Source organism: Streptomyces hygroscopicus subsp. hygroscopicus, assembly GCF_001553455.1.
GTDB lineage: Bacteria > Actinomycetota > Actinomycetes > Streptomycetales > Streptomycetaceae > Streptomyces > Streptomyces hygroscopicus.
Window position 1 is genome coordinate 1 of the sequence record NZ_BBOX01000354.1, and the last position, 14,455, is coordinate 14,455.

Below are 14,455 nucleotides of genomic sequence, written 5' to 3' on the forward strand. Positions count from 1 at the left end.
CCCCCACTGCCCGCACCGCCCCGAACCGCGCCCCGTAAGGCGCCCACCGAATCCGTCACCCCCCGCCACCCCGTCCTTACCCCATCCGAGTCCGAGGAGCGACCACATGAGCTGCGAGATGACCGATCAGCGCGCGGGCACGGGGAGGCACGAGCGATGAGAGTCCTGCTGCTCGGATCCGGCGGATTCCTCGGCCGTTACGTGGCCGAGCACCTGCTCGCCGACCCCGCCGTCCAGCTCACCGCGCTCGGCCGCGGCGACGACGCCGATGTCCGGTTCGACCTCTCCAGCGGCAGCCCCGGCGCGCTCACCCGCTTCCTCAACGCGGTCCACCCCGGCGTCGTGATCAACTGCGCCGGGGCGACCCGGGGCGGGGCGCGCGAGCTCACCCGGCACAACACCGTCGCCGTCGCGACCGTCTGCGAGTCGCTGCGCCGCAGCGGGTGCGGTGCCCGGCTGGTCCAGATCGGCTGCTCCGCCGAGTACGGGCCCTCGCAGCCCGGTTCGTCGACCGCCGAGGACGCCGTGCCGCGCCCCGGCGGCCCGTACGGCGTGAGCAAGCTCGCCGCGACCGAGCTGGTGCTGGGCTCCGGGCTGGACGCGGTGGTGCTGCGGGTCTTCTCACCCGTGGGGCCCGGCACCCCGGCCGGTTCGCCGCTGGGCAGGCTCGCGGAGGCCATGCGGCGCGCGATGCAGTCCGGGGAGAGCGAGCTCAAGCTGAGCGGCCTCGGCGTGCAGCGCGATTTCGTGGACGTCCGGGACGTGGCGCGAGCGGTCCACGCGGCCTCGCTGTCGGCCGCGCAGGGCGTGGTCAACATCGGCAGCGGACGTGCCGTGCGGCTCCGCGAGGCGGCTTCCCTGCTCGCCCGGGTGGCCGGCTTCGGCGGTGCCCTGCACGAGATCGACAGCCCGCCGGGGCGCGGCGGACCGCATCACGTCCCGTCCGCCGCCGGCCATGTCCCGGCGCCCGCCCACGCCCATGGCGCGGCCCACGGTCATGGGGCCGCCCACCACCCCCAGGCGCCGGGCGAACACGGCGGACCCGGCGGCGCGACCGCCTACCCCTATCCGGACGGCTGCGGCAGCTGGCAGCAGGCCGATGTGCGCACCGCCCGCGACCGGCTCGGCTGGCGCGCCAGGATCCCGCTGGAGGAGTCGCTCGCCGACATCTGGATGGAGGCGGCGTGTCGCATCTGAGCCCGGCGGGCCCCCGGCCTCACGTCCCGGCCGCCGCCCGGCTGGGCTTCGGGGTGCCCGGCTACGCCCATCCCCTGGTCGCGCCCACCGAGTGGGCCGAGCTGACCCGCCCCGGTGCGCCGCTGCACTGGGCGGTGCTCAATGTCGCGGGCGGACCCGGCTCGCGCCGGGATCCGCACTGCCTCACGGCGGCGGCCCGGCTGCGCGCCAGGGGCGTGCGGGTGCTGGGCCACCTCGACCTGCGGTGCGGCACCCGCCCGTTTAGCGAGCTGATCAGTGACGCGAACCACTTCCTGGAGTGGTACCAGGTCGACGGCTTCTGTCTGGACCGCTGCCCGGTGGACCGCCCGGGGCTGCCGGAGGTCCGCCGTACGGTGACCACCCTGCGCGCGGTGCTGGGCGGGGCCTATCTGGTGCTCGGCCAGGGCATCCACCCGTACGAGGGCTATATGGAGCTCGCCGATCAGCTGGTGACCTTCCGCGGCTCGTGGCCCGACTACCGCTGGTCCCAGGTGGCCGAGTGGACGGCGGGGTATCCGCCCGAACGGTTCTGTCACCAGGTGCACGGGGTCCCCCGCCGGCATCTGGAGGAGGCGCTGAGGATCGCCCGCTGGCAGGGCGCGGGCACGATCTACTTCACCGACCGTACGGCGCGTCCGGACCGGCGGATCCGCGCCGAGTCGCCCTGGGAGGCCCTGCCCGGCTACTGGGACGAAATCGTCTCGCGACTCGGACCACGTGTCATGGAATGAGATAGGGCGTGGCAGTGTTACCAGAAGAAAACCTCCCCGCTCACGCGGGGGTGAACCGTCTGCTCCCTCCCCTTACGGAGTCCCCGTGTCGCTGCCACCGCTGGTCGAGCCGGCTGCCGAGCTCACCGTCGACGAGGTCCGCAGGTACTCGCGCCATCTGATCATCCCCGATGTCGGGATGGACGGGCAGAAGCGGCTGAAGAACGCCAAGGTGCTCTGTGTGGGCGCGGGCGGCCTCGGCTCTCCCGCCCTCATGTACCTCGCCGCGGCCGGCGTGGGCACCCTCGGCATCGTGGAGTTCGACGAGGTCGACGAGTCCAACCTGCAGCGCCAGATCATCCACAGCCAGGCGGACATCGGCCGCTCCAAGGCGGAGTCCGCCCGCGACTCGGTCCTCGGCATCAACCCGTACGTCAACGTCGTGCTGCACGAGGGCCGCCTCGAGGCGGACAACGTGATGGAGATCTTCTCCCAGTACGACCTGATCCTGGACGGCACCGACAACTTCGCCACCCGCTATCTGGTCAACGACGCGTGCGTGCTGCTGAACAAGCCGTACGTCTGGGGTTCGATCTACCGCTTCGACGGCCAGGCGTCGGTCTTCTGGTCCGAGCACGGCCCCTGCTACCGCTGCCTGTACCCGGAGCCCCCGCCGCCCGGCATGGTCCCGTCCTGCGCCGAGGGCGGGGTGCTGGGCGTGCTGTGCGCCTCCATCGGCTCGATCCAGGTCACCGAGGCCATCAAGGTGCTCACCGGCGCGGGCGACCCGCTGGTCGGCCGCCTGATGATCTACGACGCCCTGGAGATGACCTACCGCCAGGTCAAGGTGCGCAAGGACCCGGACTGCGCGGTCTGCGGCCCGAACCCGACCGTCACCGAGCTGATCGACTACGAGGCGTTCTGCGGTGTGGTGTCGGAGGAGGCCCAGGAGGCGGCGGCCGGTTCGACGATCACTCCCAAGCAGCTCAAGGAGTGGATCGACGACGGCGAGAACATCGACATCATCGACGTCCGCGAGCCGAACGAGTACGAGATCGTCTCGATCCCCGGCGCCCGGCTGATCCCGAAGAACGAGTTCCTCATGGGCGGCGCCCTCCAGGACCTTCCGCAGGACAAGAAGATCGTCTTGCATTGCAAGACGGGTGTCCGGTCGGCGGAAGTCCTGGCCGTCCTGAAGTCCGCGGGCTTCTCCGACGCCGTCCACGTGGGCGGCGGCGTGATCGGCTGGGTCAACCAGATCGAGCCCGACAAGCCGGTCTACTGACCTGCTGACGCAGTGCGCCCCACGGGGGCCGGACCGCCGCGCCGACGGCGATCCGGCCCCCTGGCGTTCCCCGAGCGCCTTATCCGCAGGTCGTGCCCGCGGCGGGCACCTTCCCGTCCAGCAGATAGTCGTTCACGGTCCTGGTCATGCAGGCGTTGCCGCTGTTGTACGCGCCGTGGCCCTGTCCCTTGTAGGTGACCTCGACGCCCACGCCCTCGCCCAGCTCCTGGACCATCTTCCGGGCCCCCTCGTAGGGGGTGGCCGGGTCGCCGGTGTTGCCGACCACGAGGATCGGCGCCGAGCCCTCGGCCCGGACGTCCGGGGTGTCGGTGGTGCCCTCCACCGGCCAGCCGGTGCACCCGAGCAGGCCCCAGGCCAGATATTCGCCGAAGACCGGTGACGCCTTGCGGAAGCGCGGCAGCTGCGCCTTCACCTCGGCCACGCTGTAGCGCTGCCGGTCGTCCACGCAGTTGATGGCGGCATTGGCGGCGCTGATGTTGCTGTAGTGGCCGTTCTCGTCGCGGCCGGACATCGAGTCCGCCATCGCGAGCAGCAGATTGCCCTTGCCGAGCCGCGTGGCCTCCTGGAGACCGAGCGTCAGGTATTTCCAGCTCTCCTTGTCGTAGAGCGCGGCGGCGATACCGCTCAGCGCCCCGTCCTGGGTGAGCTTCCGGCCGCTTTCGGTGGGCAGCGGTTTCGCGTCGAGCTGCTTCAGAAGGGCGACGATCTTGTCGGTGCCCGCCGCGGGGTCGCCGCCGGTCGGACAGGCCGCGCCCTTCTCGGCACAGTCCTTCAGATAGTTGTCGAGCGCGAGCTGGAACCCCTTGGCTTGGCCGAGCGCGCCCTGCTCGGGGTCCTCGGTGGGGTCGACCACGGCGTCCAGGACCGCGCGTCCCACCCTCTTCGGATACAGATGGGCGTAGACGCCGCCGAGCTCGGTGCCGTACGAGATGCCGAAGTACGACAGCTTGTCGTCGCCGAGCACCTGCCGCATGAGATCCATGTCACGGGCGGCGCTTACCGTGTCCACATGGGGGAGCACCTTGCCGGAACGTTTCTCGCAGCCCTTGATGTACTTCTCCGACTCCGCCAGCGCGGCCTTGATCTCGGCCTTGTCGTCCGGAGTGCCGTCGACGGCGTCCGAGGCGTCGATCTCCTCGTCGCTCCGGCACGTCACCCCGGCGCTCTCCCCGACCCCGCGCGGATCGAAGCTCACCAGGTCATAGCGTGAGCGCAGTTTCGCGTAGTCGTCGGCGAAACCGGGGAGCGAGGAGACACCGGAACCGCCGGGTCCGCCGAAGTTGAACAGCAGGGAGCCGATGCGCTTGCCCGGTCCGGTGGCCTTGGCGCGGATCATGGCCAGATCGATCGTCTCGCCCTTGGGGTCGGCGTAGTCCAGCGGCGCCTTGAGCGTGGCGCACTGCCACTCGCTTCCCGGCGCCTCACCGGCTCCCTGGAGCACGGACGGGGCGGGGCAGGTCGACCAGTCGAGCTTCTGACCGGTGAGCGAGCCCGGCAGCCCGGAGCCCGAAGGGGAGGCCGGGGCCGACGCCGAGGGCTTGGACGACGCCTTGCCCTGCTCGGTCTCCCCGTCGCCGCCGCAGCCCGCGACGGCGACGAGGGCGACCACGGCGGTCACGGAGACCAGCGCCCTGGTCCGTATGGTGCGTGAAGAACTCGACATATCCGGAGATCCTAGGAGGAGGCGGGGACGGAATCCGCTCCGCTTCCTCTCAATACCGTCACGGTTGGCCTGGCCGGGTCTAGGTACAGACCTTGCCCTCCTTCGGCACCCTGCCGTCCAGGAGATACGCGTTGACGGTCTGTCGGACGCAGGCGTTCCCGCTGTCGTACGCCCCGTGGCCCTCGCCCTTGTAGGTGAGCTGGATCCCCACGCCGGGGCCCAGCTCCTTCGCCATCCGTGCCGCTCCCGCGTACGGGGTGGCCGGGTCGCCGGTGTTGCCGACCACCAGGATCGGGGCGGCGCCCCTGGCGCTCACGTCGGGGGTGGTCCAGGCGCCCCGGACCGGCCAGCCGGTGCACTGGGCGAGGCCCCACGCCATCATGTCGCCGAAGACGGGCGACGCCTTGCGGAAGGCGGGCAGCTTCCGCTCGATGTCCCGGACCGTGTAGCGCTCCTTGGAGTCGGCGCAGGTGATGGCGGCCAGCGCGGACTGCAGGGTGCTGTAGCGGCCGTCCGGGCCGCGCCCGTTCATGGCGTCGCCCAGGGCCAGCAGGATTCTGCCGTCGCCCTGCTGGGCGGCCGCGACCCCCTGGGTGAGGTACTGCCAGTAGTCCCGGGAGTACAGGGACTGCGCGACGCCGCCGCCGGCCAGGGACTCGGTCAGCTTCCGGCCGCCGTAGCCGCGTACCGGACGGGTGTCGAGCCGCTTCAGCAGCGCGCGGATGCGGGTCTGGGTGGGACAGCTCTGGACGCCGCCCTTGGGGCACGCCCTCAGGTAGTTGCCGAGGGCCAGCTGGAACCCCTTGGCCTGGCCGAGCGCGCCCTGCTCGGGGGTCTGGGTGGGGTCCACGACGCCGTCGAAGAGGGCGCGCCCCACCGTCTTCGGGTACAGATGGGCGTAGACGCCGCCGAGTTCGGTGCCGTAGGAGACGCCGAAGTAGTACAGCTTCTTGTCGCCGAGGACGCGCCGCATGAGGTCCATGTCACGGGCGGCGTTGGTGGTGCCGACGTAACGCAGGACGGCGCCGGAGTTCTTCTCGCACCCGGCGGCGAAGCCCTTGACCCGGCGGATCAGGCTCTTGACCTCGGCGTTGTCGTCCGGGGTGGAGTCGGCGGCGTAGTAGGCGTCGAGCTGCCGGTCCGCCAGACAGCGCACCCCGCTGCTGCGGCCGACCCCGCGGGGATCGAAGCTGACCAGGTCGTAGCGGGTGCGCAGGTGTTTGTAGCTGCCCGCCAGGGCCGGGAGGGTGGCCACCCCGGAACCGCCGGGTCCGCCGAAGTTGAAGATGAGGGAACCGATGCGCTTGCCCGGTCCGGTGGCCTTGGCGCGGATCAGGGCGATGCCGATGGTCCGGCCGCGGGGCTTGGCGTAGTCCAGCGGCACATGGAGCGTCGCGCACTCCCAGTCCTTGCCCGGCGCCTTGGTGGCGGCCGCGTCCTGGCTCGCGGACGGGGCGGGGCAGGGGGACCAGTCGAGCTTCTGATGGGCAGAGGTGTCCGGCCGCCCGCCGCCACCGCATCCGGCGGCCAGGACGACCGGCAGCAGGGCGGCGGCGGACAGCGCACCGATGCGCAGAGGTCGGGACACGGCGGCTCTCCCGTGGGTGGCGGCGTACCGCCATCCTGAGCGCCGCGGGCGCCCCACGCGCGCACAGCGGGGGCGTACGGGTGAGTGGGCGGGGCGGGGCGGGTGTGCCGCGGCGGGGGCGGGTGTGCCCGCCGGAGGGCTCCCAGCGCGCCGGAGGGGCCCCAGCGCGCCTCGCTGCCCGCCGGAGGGCCCTGGAGGCGCCTCCGGGGCCCTCCGGCGCACCTTCGGGGGTACGCGCCTTCTGGGGTTACAGCTCCGCTTGGGGGCTACGGCGCGTCTGGAGGGCTACGGTGCGTCTCGGGGCTACAACGCCTCTTTGCGGGTGAGGTGGGTGAAGGCCACCCAGCCGGGCAGCACCGGCAGCCAGAAGACCATCAGCCGGAACAGGAGCACCGCGGGCGCGGCGGTCTCATAGGGCAGTCCGGCGAAGGTCAGACCCGCGATCAGGGCGGCCTCGACCGCGCCCACACCGCCGGGGGTGGGCGCCGCCGACCCCAGGGCGTTGCCCGCGAGGAAGACGACGGCGATGCTCGCGTAGCTCAGCTCACCGCCGAAGGCGCGGATCGAGGAGTCGAGACACATCACGTTCGCCGCGGTCAGCAGCAGGGTGCCGCCGATGCCGGCGAGCAGCTTCTTGGGCCGCTGCAACACGTCCAGCATGCGCGGCACGACGCCCGCGAACAGCGACCGCACCCGGGTGGCGACGAACTTGCGCAGGACGGGAACGGCGGTCACCACCAGGGCCAGGACGGCGGCCGTCAGCAGCCCGGCGATCACGGTGCGGGACGGTGAGAGCGCCGGGGTGCGCTCGGTGCCGGTGATGTAGCCGAAGGTCAGCAGCAGCACGATATGGCTGGCGAGCCCGAACAGCTGGGATGCGCCCACACTGGCCACCGCGAGCCCCGGCCGCACCTTCGCGCGCTGGAGGAAGCGGGTGTTGAGGGCGACCCCGCCGACCGCCGCGGGGGCCACCAGCTTCACGAACGAGGCGGCGACCTGTGCCAGCACCGTCCGCCCGAAGGGCACCTTCTCCGGGACGAAGCCGAGCAGGCTCAGCGCCGCGGCCACATAGGTGAGCGCGGAGAACAGGAGGGCGAAGACGACCCAGATCCAATTGGCCTCGCCGACCAGGGCGCCCAGCTTGAGATGGGTGAACTGGGACAGCAGGAAGTACGCGGCGAAGGCGCCCGCGCAGAAGCTCACCAGGGTGCGCGGTTTGATGCGCTCCAGCCTTACCGGCTCTATCGGCGCCTGCGGCCTCACCAGCAGCACCTGCTGCCGGATCTGGGAGAGCAGGTCCTCCTCGCGGACGTCCTCCAGGGCCTCCTCGATGGCGCGCTTCTCCGCCTGCTTCTCGGCCTTGGCAATCTTGCGGTCGCTGGTGGCCGCCTCCACGGGCCCGGCCCCGGCCTCCAGGGATTCCTTCGCCTCGGCCTCCCGGGCCTCCTTGGTGGCCTCCTTGGCGGTGCGGGACGCCTCCAGGACGGCCTCCCGCTGGCGCTGGGCGCGCTCGCGGGCGAGCTGGCGCAGGGTCGCGCGGGTGCCCCGGCCGAGCGCCAGCGGTTGCAGCAGCGGAAGGCTGTCGGCGACCGCGTCCGGCCCGAGGACCTCCACCGCGGCGGCCACGGAGCGCTCGGCGCCCACCCGCAGCCCCAGGGTGGCGAGCAGCTGGGCGATGTCCATCCGCAGTACCACGTCACCGGCCGCGATCTCACCGCCGCGCAGATCGGTCAGGATGACCGTGCCGTTGCGGTCCACCAGCAGGGCGTCGCTGTCCAGCCGCCGGTGGGCGATGCGCCGCGACTGGAGGGCCTGCACCTGGTGCCAGGCCCCCGCCAGCAGCTCGTCGGTGATCGCCTCGTCCGGCAGGGCGTGCAGCGGCCGGCCGCCGACGTGCTCGTAGACGAGCATCACGGCGTCCGGACCCAGCTCGGAGGTGGCGATCAGCTTGGGCGCGTTGGCCCCCGCCGCGATGGCCGCGTAGGCGAGCAGCGCCTCCTGCTCCAGGGCCTGGCGCAGCGACTGGAGGCTGCGGGACGGGGTGATCGTGCGCAGGGTCAGCCGCTGCCAGACGCCGTAGAAGAACCCCTGGGCCTGCTGTTCCCGGTCGACCACGGTGACGTCCAGGGGCGGGCCGTCCTCCAGGGTGACCAGATAGCGGCGGCCCCGGTCGCCGTGGTGGCCGTGTTCGTCCTCGGGCTCCTCGGCGCGCATCGCGCTGACCGGCTTGAAACCGACGCGGCGCAGCCCGGCGAGCAGGTGCTGGCCGGTGGGGCGCACATTGGGGGAGCCGACGGCGTAGAGCGTGCCATAGGCCACCGTCCAGCCGATGAGCACCGTAAGGATGATCGAGAACGGTGTGGTGTAACCGCCCACGAGCACCGCGAAGGCGTCGAGCAGCAGCACGCACCACATGGCCACCCGCCAGCGCGGGCGCCGGGCCATGCCGACGGCCGTCATATAGGCGATCACGGGGGCGAGGTAGCCGTGCACGGGGTCGCTGAAGGTACCGCCGGGCGCGGGCTGGGTGAGCGCCTCGCGGATCGATCCGGGGGCGCCTCTGGCGACCCAGAGGTCCATGCTGAGGGAGACGCCGTGGGCCAGCACCGCGGCCAGGACGCCGTCGGCGATCCGCAGCCCGTCCCGTTTGACCAACCGCTCGAAGGCGAAGGCCACCGGGAGCACGAGGACGGCCACGCCGGCCGTGAGACCCGCGAAGTCGATCAGCAGCGGGGGCGCCTGGTTGGCGCCGTGCCCGATGTCCTTCTCCAGGCCCGCGGTGGTGCCGTGGGCGAAGGCGGCGATGGCCAGTACGACGGCCATGCCGAGGGCCCCGAGAAGCAGCCGCAGCAGATCGGAGGGGCGGTGGACCCGGGCGGGCAGCAGCGGCTCGTCCCCGGAGACGCGGTCCACGTGGCCCTCCGGATCGTTGGGTCCGCAGCGGTCACCCGGGTCCGGAGCGTCCGCGCGGCCTCGGGGGTCCTGGGCGTCTTCCCGGCCGTCTGCCTCCGGGGCGTCTTCCCGGTCCCCGGGGTCCGGAGCGTCCGCGCGGCCGTTGGACGGTGTCTCGGAGCGCGGCAATGCCTCCGGGGTGCGGGCCTCCTCCGCCGGAGGCTGCGCACCCTGCTGCTTCGCCGTCTCTTCTTGGTCTCGTATCACAGTCACCGCCCGGAAGATGGTGGCATGCCCGGGCTGCGGAGGGGGGCATCAGGGTGCATTTCGGGGATGTGGACCCCGAATGGTACGCGCTGTTAGGGATTCCCGCACAAGGCGTGATCGAACCCCTGTCCGGCCCCGGAACGGGCCCTCGGCCACCGCCCGCGAGGCGCCGGCGGGGCTGTCGGCGGGGTGCGGCAGGATGGGGCGGATGAGCCGGGAAAGCAAGGAGCGGAACAGCAAGGAGCGGGGAGCCGAGGACGGGCTCCGGGACGGGGCCGATGAGTTGCCCGAGTACGCGGAGCGGGTGCTGGAGGTGGCCGAGCTGATCCCCTCCGGCCGGGTGATGACCTACGGGGACGTCGCCGAATGGCTGGAGGAGGGCGGGCCGCGCCAGGTGGGGCGGGTGATGGCGCTCTACGGAGGCGCCGTGCCGTGGTGGCGGGTCGTGCGCGCGGACGGTGTGCTGCTGCCCGGCCATGAGCTGCGTGCCCTCGGCCATTACCGCGAGGAGGGCACCCCGCTGCGCGAGGCGGCGCGCTCGGCCGAGGGCCATGTGCCGCGGATCGACATGGCCAGGGCGCGGTGGGACGGGGGCGGGCAGGACCACGGCCGGTAGCGCGTCGGGCAAGACGGCCGGTAGCGCGGTGGGCAAGCACGTGGCCGCGCCGCCGGGGGCGCGGCGGGGGCGTGGTGGGCGTGTGGCTGTGCTGACGGGGGCGCGGCGGGTGTGTGGCTGTGCTGACGGGGGGCGTGGTGGGCGTGCGGCTGTGCCGACGGGGGCGCGCCGGGTGTCTGGCCGCGCCGACGGGGCCGGTGTGGAGTGGGTGTGTGGCCGTTTAGGGGTTGTGCGCCTGTGGTCGCGCTCGCACCGACGGGGCGTGGCGGGCGTGTGGCCGCGCAGACGGGGGCGTGGTGGGCGTGTGGCTGTGCCGGTGTGCGGTCGGCGCGTGGCTGTTTCCAGGCGTGGCGGGTCCGCGCGGGTACCGGTGTGCGGCGGGCGCGTGGCCGTTTACGGGCGCGGTGGGGCGCGGGGCCGCCCGGAATCGGTGGGGGCCTGGAGCCACCCGGAATCGGCGGGGCGTGGGGCCACCCGGAATCGGCGGGCCCTCGGCCGTACCGGCGGTATCCACAGCCATCCGGGTGACGCCCCGCGCCGCATGAGAGGCTGTCCCGCACCCAGCCAACCCACCAGGACCGGCGATCCAACGTGAGCTCCTCCCCCTCGTCCCTCCCGCGGCAGCGACAGGCGCGGCAGCCGTCCTCACGGCAGCCGTCCCCGGGCGTCTACCGCCTGCTCCGTCACCGGCCGGAGCCAGGGGACCTTCCCGCGCTGGACGCACGGCAGCGCGCCGTGGTCGAGCATCGGACCGGTCCTCTGCTGGTGCTCGCCGGGCCCGGCACGGGCAAGACGACGACACTGGTGGAGGCGGTGGCCCGCCGGGTGCGCGAGGGCGCGGATCCCGAGCGGCTCCTGGTCCTCACCTTCAGCCGTAAGGCGGCCGTCGCACTGCGCGACCGCATGGCCGCGCGCCTGGGCGGCGCGAGCGCTCCGCAGGCCACGACCTTCCACTCCTACTGCTACGCCCTGGTCCGCGCCCACCAGGACGCCGATCTCTTCGCCGATCCGCTGCGGCTGCTCTCCGGACCGGAACAGGACGTCGTCGTCAGGGAGCTGCTCGCCGGTCAGGCCGAACTGGGGCGCGAGGGCCGGGCCTCCGTCCGCTGGCCCGACGACCTGCGCGCCTGCCTGACCACCCGGGGCTTCGCCGACGAGGTGCGCGCGGTGCTCGCGCGCAGCCGGGAGCTGGGCCTGGGGCCACGGGCGCTGGGGGAGTTCGCCGGGCGCACCGGGCGTCCCGACTGGGCCGCCGCGGCGGGCTTCCTCGCCGAGTACCTCGATGTCCTGGACGCCCAGGGGGTGCTGGACTACGCGGAGCTGGTGCACCGCGCGGTGCTGCTCGCCGGGCGGCCGGAGGTCGCGGCCGAGCTGGCGGGGCGTTACGACGCCGTGTTCGTCGACGAGTACCAGGACACCGACGTGGCCCAGGGCCGGCTGCTGCGGGCGCTCGCGGGCGGTGGCCGGACCCTGCTGGCCTTCGGCGACCCCGATCAGTCGATCTACGCCTTCCGCGGCGCGGACGTGGGCGGCATCCTCCGCTTCCGCGAGGACTTCCCGCGGGCGGACGGCCGGCCCGCGGACGTGGAGGTCCTCACCGTCTCCCGCCGTTCGGGCGCCGCCCTGCTCGCGGCCACCCGGCAGATCACCGGCCGGATGCCGCTCACCCGGCTGCCCGCGCGAGCCGTAAGGGCCCACCGGGAGCTCGTGGCCGCCCGCGACGGCGGCCGTGTCGAGGTCTTCACGTACCCCAGCGCGGGCGCCGAGCTCGACAACGTGGCCGACATCCTGCGCCGTGCCCACCTGGAGGACGGGGTGCCATGGCGTGAGATGGCCGTTCTGGTGCGTGCCGGGGGCCGTTCGATCCCCGGTGTGCGCCGTGCGCTCACCTCGGCCGGAGTCCCCGTCGAGGTGGACGGCGATGACATCCCGTTGCGCCATGAACCCGCCGTCGCCCCTCTGCTGACGGCGCTGCGGGCCGCCGCCACGGCCGCGCTGCCGGACAGCGGCGGGCTGTCCGCCGTCCTCGGCGTCGAGACCGCCCTGACCCTGCTCACCTCGCCGCTCGGCGGTATGGACGCCGCTGACCTGCGCCGCCTGGGCCGTGCGCTGCGCGAGGAGGAGCGGTCCGCCGGACGCGCGGTGCCGCGCCCCTCCGACGTCCTGCTCGCCGAGGCGCTCGCCGAACCGGAGCGGCTGGCCGTCCACGACCCGGCGTACGCACGCGGCGCCCAGCAGCTCGGGCAGCTGCTGCGCACGGCCCGGGAGTCGCTGGTCAGGGGCGGCACCGCCGAAGAGGCGCTGTGGGTGCTGTGGGACGGCACCTCCTGGCCCGGCCGCCTGGAGCGGACCGCGCGGCGCGGCGGCACCGCCGCGCGGAACGCGGACCGCGACCTGGACGCGGTGTGCGCGCTGTTCGAGACCGCGGCCCGCGCCGAGGAGCGCACCGGCGGCCGCGGCGCCCTGAACTTCCTGGAGGAGATCGACGCCCAGGACATCGCCGCCGACACCCTCTCCCGCCGGACGGTCCGCCCCGACGCGGTCCGCCTGATGACCGCCCACCGCTCCAAGGGGCTCGAATGGTCCCTGGTGGTCGTCGCGGGGGTGCAGGAGGGGCTGTGGCCCGATCTGCGGCGGCGCGGCTCGCTCCTGGAGGCCGACCGCATCGGCCGGGACGGGCTGGCCGAGCCGCTGCCGCCGGGCGCGCTGCTGGCCGAGGAGCGGCGGCTGTTCTACGTGGCGGCGACCCGCGCCAAGGAGCGGCTGGTGGTCACCGCCGTCAAGGCCGCGTCCGAGGACGGGGACCAGCCCTCCCGCTTCCTCGCAGAACTGGGTGTCCCGCCCGTCGACGTCACCCAGCGGCCGCGCCGTCCGCTGTCCGTCGCCGCGCTCGTCGCCGAGCTGCGCGCCACCACCGTCGACCCGGACGCCTCCGAGGAGCTGCGGGACGCCGCCGCACGCCGGCTGGCGCGGCTCGCGGCGCTGCGGGACGAGGAGGGCCGGCCGCTGGTCCCGGCCGCCCACCCCCACCGCTGGTGGGGGCTGCACGAGCCGACGCACAGCGAGGTCCCGCTGCGCGACCGGGGCCGGCCGGTGGCGCTGTCCGGCAGCGCGCTGGACCAGTTGGCCAACACCTGCTCGCTCCAGTGGTTCCTGGGCCGCGAGGTGAAGGCGGACGCCCCCTCGACGGCCGCCCAGGGCTTCGGCAACGTCGTGCACGTCCTGGCCGACGAGGTCGCCTCCGGCCGTACGCCGGCCGATCTGGCGGTCCTCATGGAGCGCCTGGACTCCGTATGGGACGCGCTGGCCTTCGACGCCCCCTGGAAGTCGCGGCAGGAGAAGGAGCACGCACGGGCGGCTCTGGAGCGCTTTCTGCACTGGCATGTGATGGAGCGCGGCGGCCGCACCCCGGTCGCCACGGAGCACTCCTTCGACGTCACGCTCGCAGCCGACGCCTATGAGGTGCGCATCCGCGGCAGCATGGACCGCGTCGAGACGGACGGCGAGGGGCGCGCCTACGTCGTCGACTTCAAGACCGGCAAGCAGTCCGGGACCCGCGGCGATGTCGAGCGCCACCCCCAACTGGCGGTCTATCAGCTGGCGGTGCGCGAGGGCGCGGTCGACGACCTCTTCGACGGCCGCCGCCCGGAGCCGGGCGGCGCGGAGCTCGTCCAGCTGCGGCAGGGCGCCGCCAAGAAGGACGGCGGCGACGGTGTCCCCAAGGTCCAGGCCCAGGGGCCGCTGGACGGGGACTGGGTGGGGGAGCTGCTCGCCACCGCGGCCGGGCGTGTCCTGGACGAGCGGTTCACCCCGAGCACGGGCGACCACTGCGAGCGCTGTGCCTTCCGCGGCGCGTGCAGCGCCCGCCCGGAGGGCCGCCATGTGGTCGACTGAGCGGGCCGACGTCCCGGACGTTCGGGATGTTCGGGGTGTTCGGGATGTTCCGGACGTCCCGAGGCAGGGGAGTGAGGCCGCGCGGGGCCGGATCCAGGCCGTACGACGCGCGAGCGGGGCCGTACGACGTCTGGTGGACGGCGTACGACGAGGGTCCAGTGGGGCCGCGCGACGCCCGGACGGGGGCGTGCGATGTCCGGGTGAGGCCGCGTGCTTCCGGGCCGGGACCGGGGGGCGTCCGGCCGGGGGCCCGCGGCGTCCGTTGACGGGAGTGGCGGGAGTGGCGGGGATGGCGGGGGCA

At 73.5% G+C, this 14,455-nt stretch carries 8 protein-coding genes; 5 read left to right on the forward strand and 3 right to left on the reverse strand.

Annotation, left to right across the window (positions count from 1 at the left end; translation table 11 throughout):
- Positions 1–156: 156 nt before the first annotated feature.
- The 3 genes from AXW62_RS30775 to moeZ all read left to right on the forward strand — a co-directional run bounded on the left by AXW62_RS30775 (position 157) and on the right by moeZ (position 3,213).
- A complete protein-coding gene (locus tag AXW62_RS30775) occupies positions 157–1,197 on the forward strand; it encodes an SDR family oxidoreductase (protein WP_060947391.1) in 1,041 nt (346 codons plus the stop codon).
- Positions 1,185–1,949 (forward strand): spherulation-specific family 4 protein, encoded by a 765-nt coding sequence (locus AXW62_RS30780; protein ID WP_173669783.1) that lies wholly within the window; start codon positions 1,185–1,187, stop codon positions 1,947–1,949. The genes AXW62_RS30775 and AXW62_RS30780 overlap by 13 nt, the downstream gene beginning before the upstream one ends.
- 85 nt (positions 1,950–2,034) lie before the next feature.
- The gene (gene moeZ, locus AXW62_RS30785; RefSeq protein WP_060947392.1) at positions 2,035–3,213 is read left to right on the forward strand and encodes an adenylyltransferase/sulfurtransferase MoeZ; all 1,179 of its coding nucleotides are present in this window, start codon (positions 2,035–2,037) and stop codon (positions 3,211–3,213) included.
- Positions 3,214–3,292: 79 nt separating this feature from the next.
- Here the strand turns inward: moeZ and AXW62_RS30790 are convergent, their stop codons facing one another.
- The 3 genes from AXW62_RS30790 to AXW62_RS30800 all read right to left on the reverse strand — a co-directional run bounded on the left by AXW62_RS30790 (position 3,293) and on the right by AXW62_RS30800 (position 9,644).
- Positions 3,293–4,897 (reverse strand): alpha/beta hydrolase, encoded by a 1,605-nt coding sequence (locus AXW62_RS30790; protein WP_060947393.1) that lies wholly within the window; start codon positions 4,895–4,897, stop codon positions 3,293–3,295.
- Positions 4,898–4,976: 79 nt separating this feature from the next.
- On the reverse strand, positions 4,977–6,485 hold the full coding sequence (locus tag AXW62_RS30795; protein ID WP_060947394.1) for an alpha/beta hydrolase: 1,509 nt from the start codon (positions 6,483–6,485) through the stop codon (positions 4,977–4,979).
- Between the two features lie 303 nt (positions 6,486–6,788).
- Positions 6,789–9,644, reverse strand: coding sequence for a flippase-like domain-containing protein (locus tag AXW62_RS30800; protein ID WP_060947395.1), 2,856 nt, complete (start codon positions 9,642–9,644; stop codon positions 6,789–6,791).
- Between the two features lie 208 nt (positions 9,645–9,852).
- On the opposite strand from AXW62_RS30800, the gene AXW62_RS30805 reads away from it, so the two are divergent.
- Together AXW62_RS30805 and AXW62_RS30810 are read left to right on the forward strand one after the other, a co-directional pair.
- Positions 9,853–10,260: an MGMT family protein gene (locus AXW62_RS30805; protein WP_030822914.1), complete on the forward strand. Its 408-nt coding sequence runs from the start codon at positions 9,853–9,855 to the stop codon at positions 10,258–10,260.
- A gap of 675 nt (positions 10,261–10,935) precedes the next feature.
- Positions 10,936–14,154, forward strand: a complete 3,219-nt coding sequence (locus AXW62_RS30810) for an ATP-dependent helicase (RefSeq protein ID WP_079115883.1) — start codon at positions 10,936–10,938, stop codon at positions 14,152–14,154.
- Positions 14,155–14,455 lie beyond the last annotated feature (301 nt).

Excerpts from the sequence above, each read along its gene's own strand:
- AXW62_RS30775 (WP_060947391.1), top strand. The coding sequence starts at position 157 with ATGAGAGTCCTGCTGCTCGGATCCGGCGGATTCCTCGGCCGTTACGTG.
- AXW62_RS30790 (WP_060947393.1), bottom strand. The coding sequence starts at position 4,897 with ATGTCGAGTTCTTCACGCACCATACGGACCAGGGCGCTGGTCTCCGTG.
- AXW62_RS30805 (WP_030822914.1), top strand. The coding sequence starts at position 9,853 with ATGAGCCGGGAAAGCAAGGAGCGGAACAGCAAGGAGCGGGGAGCCGAG.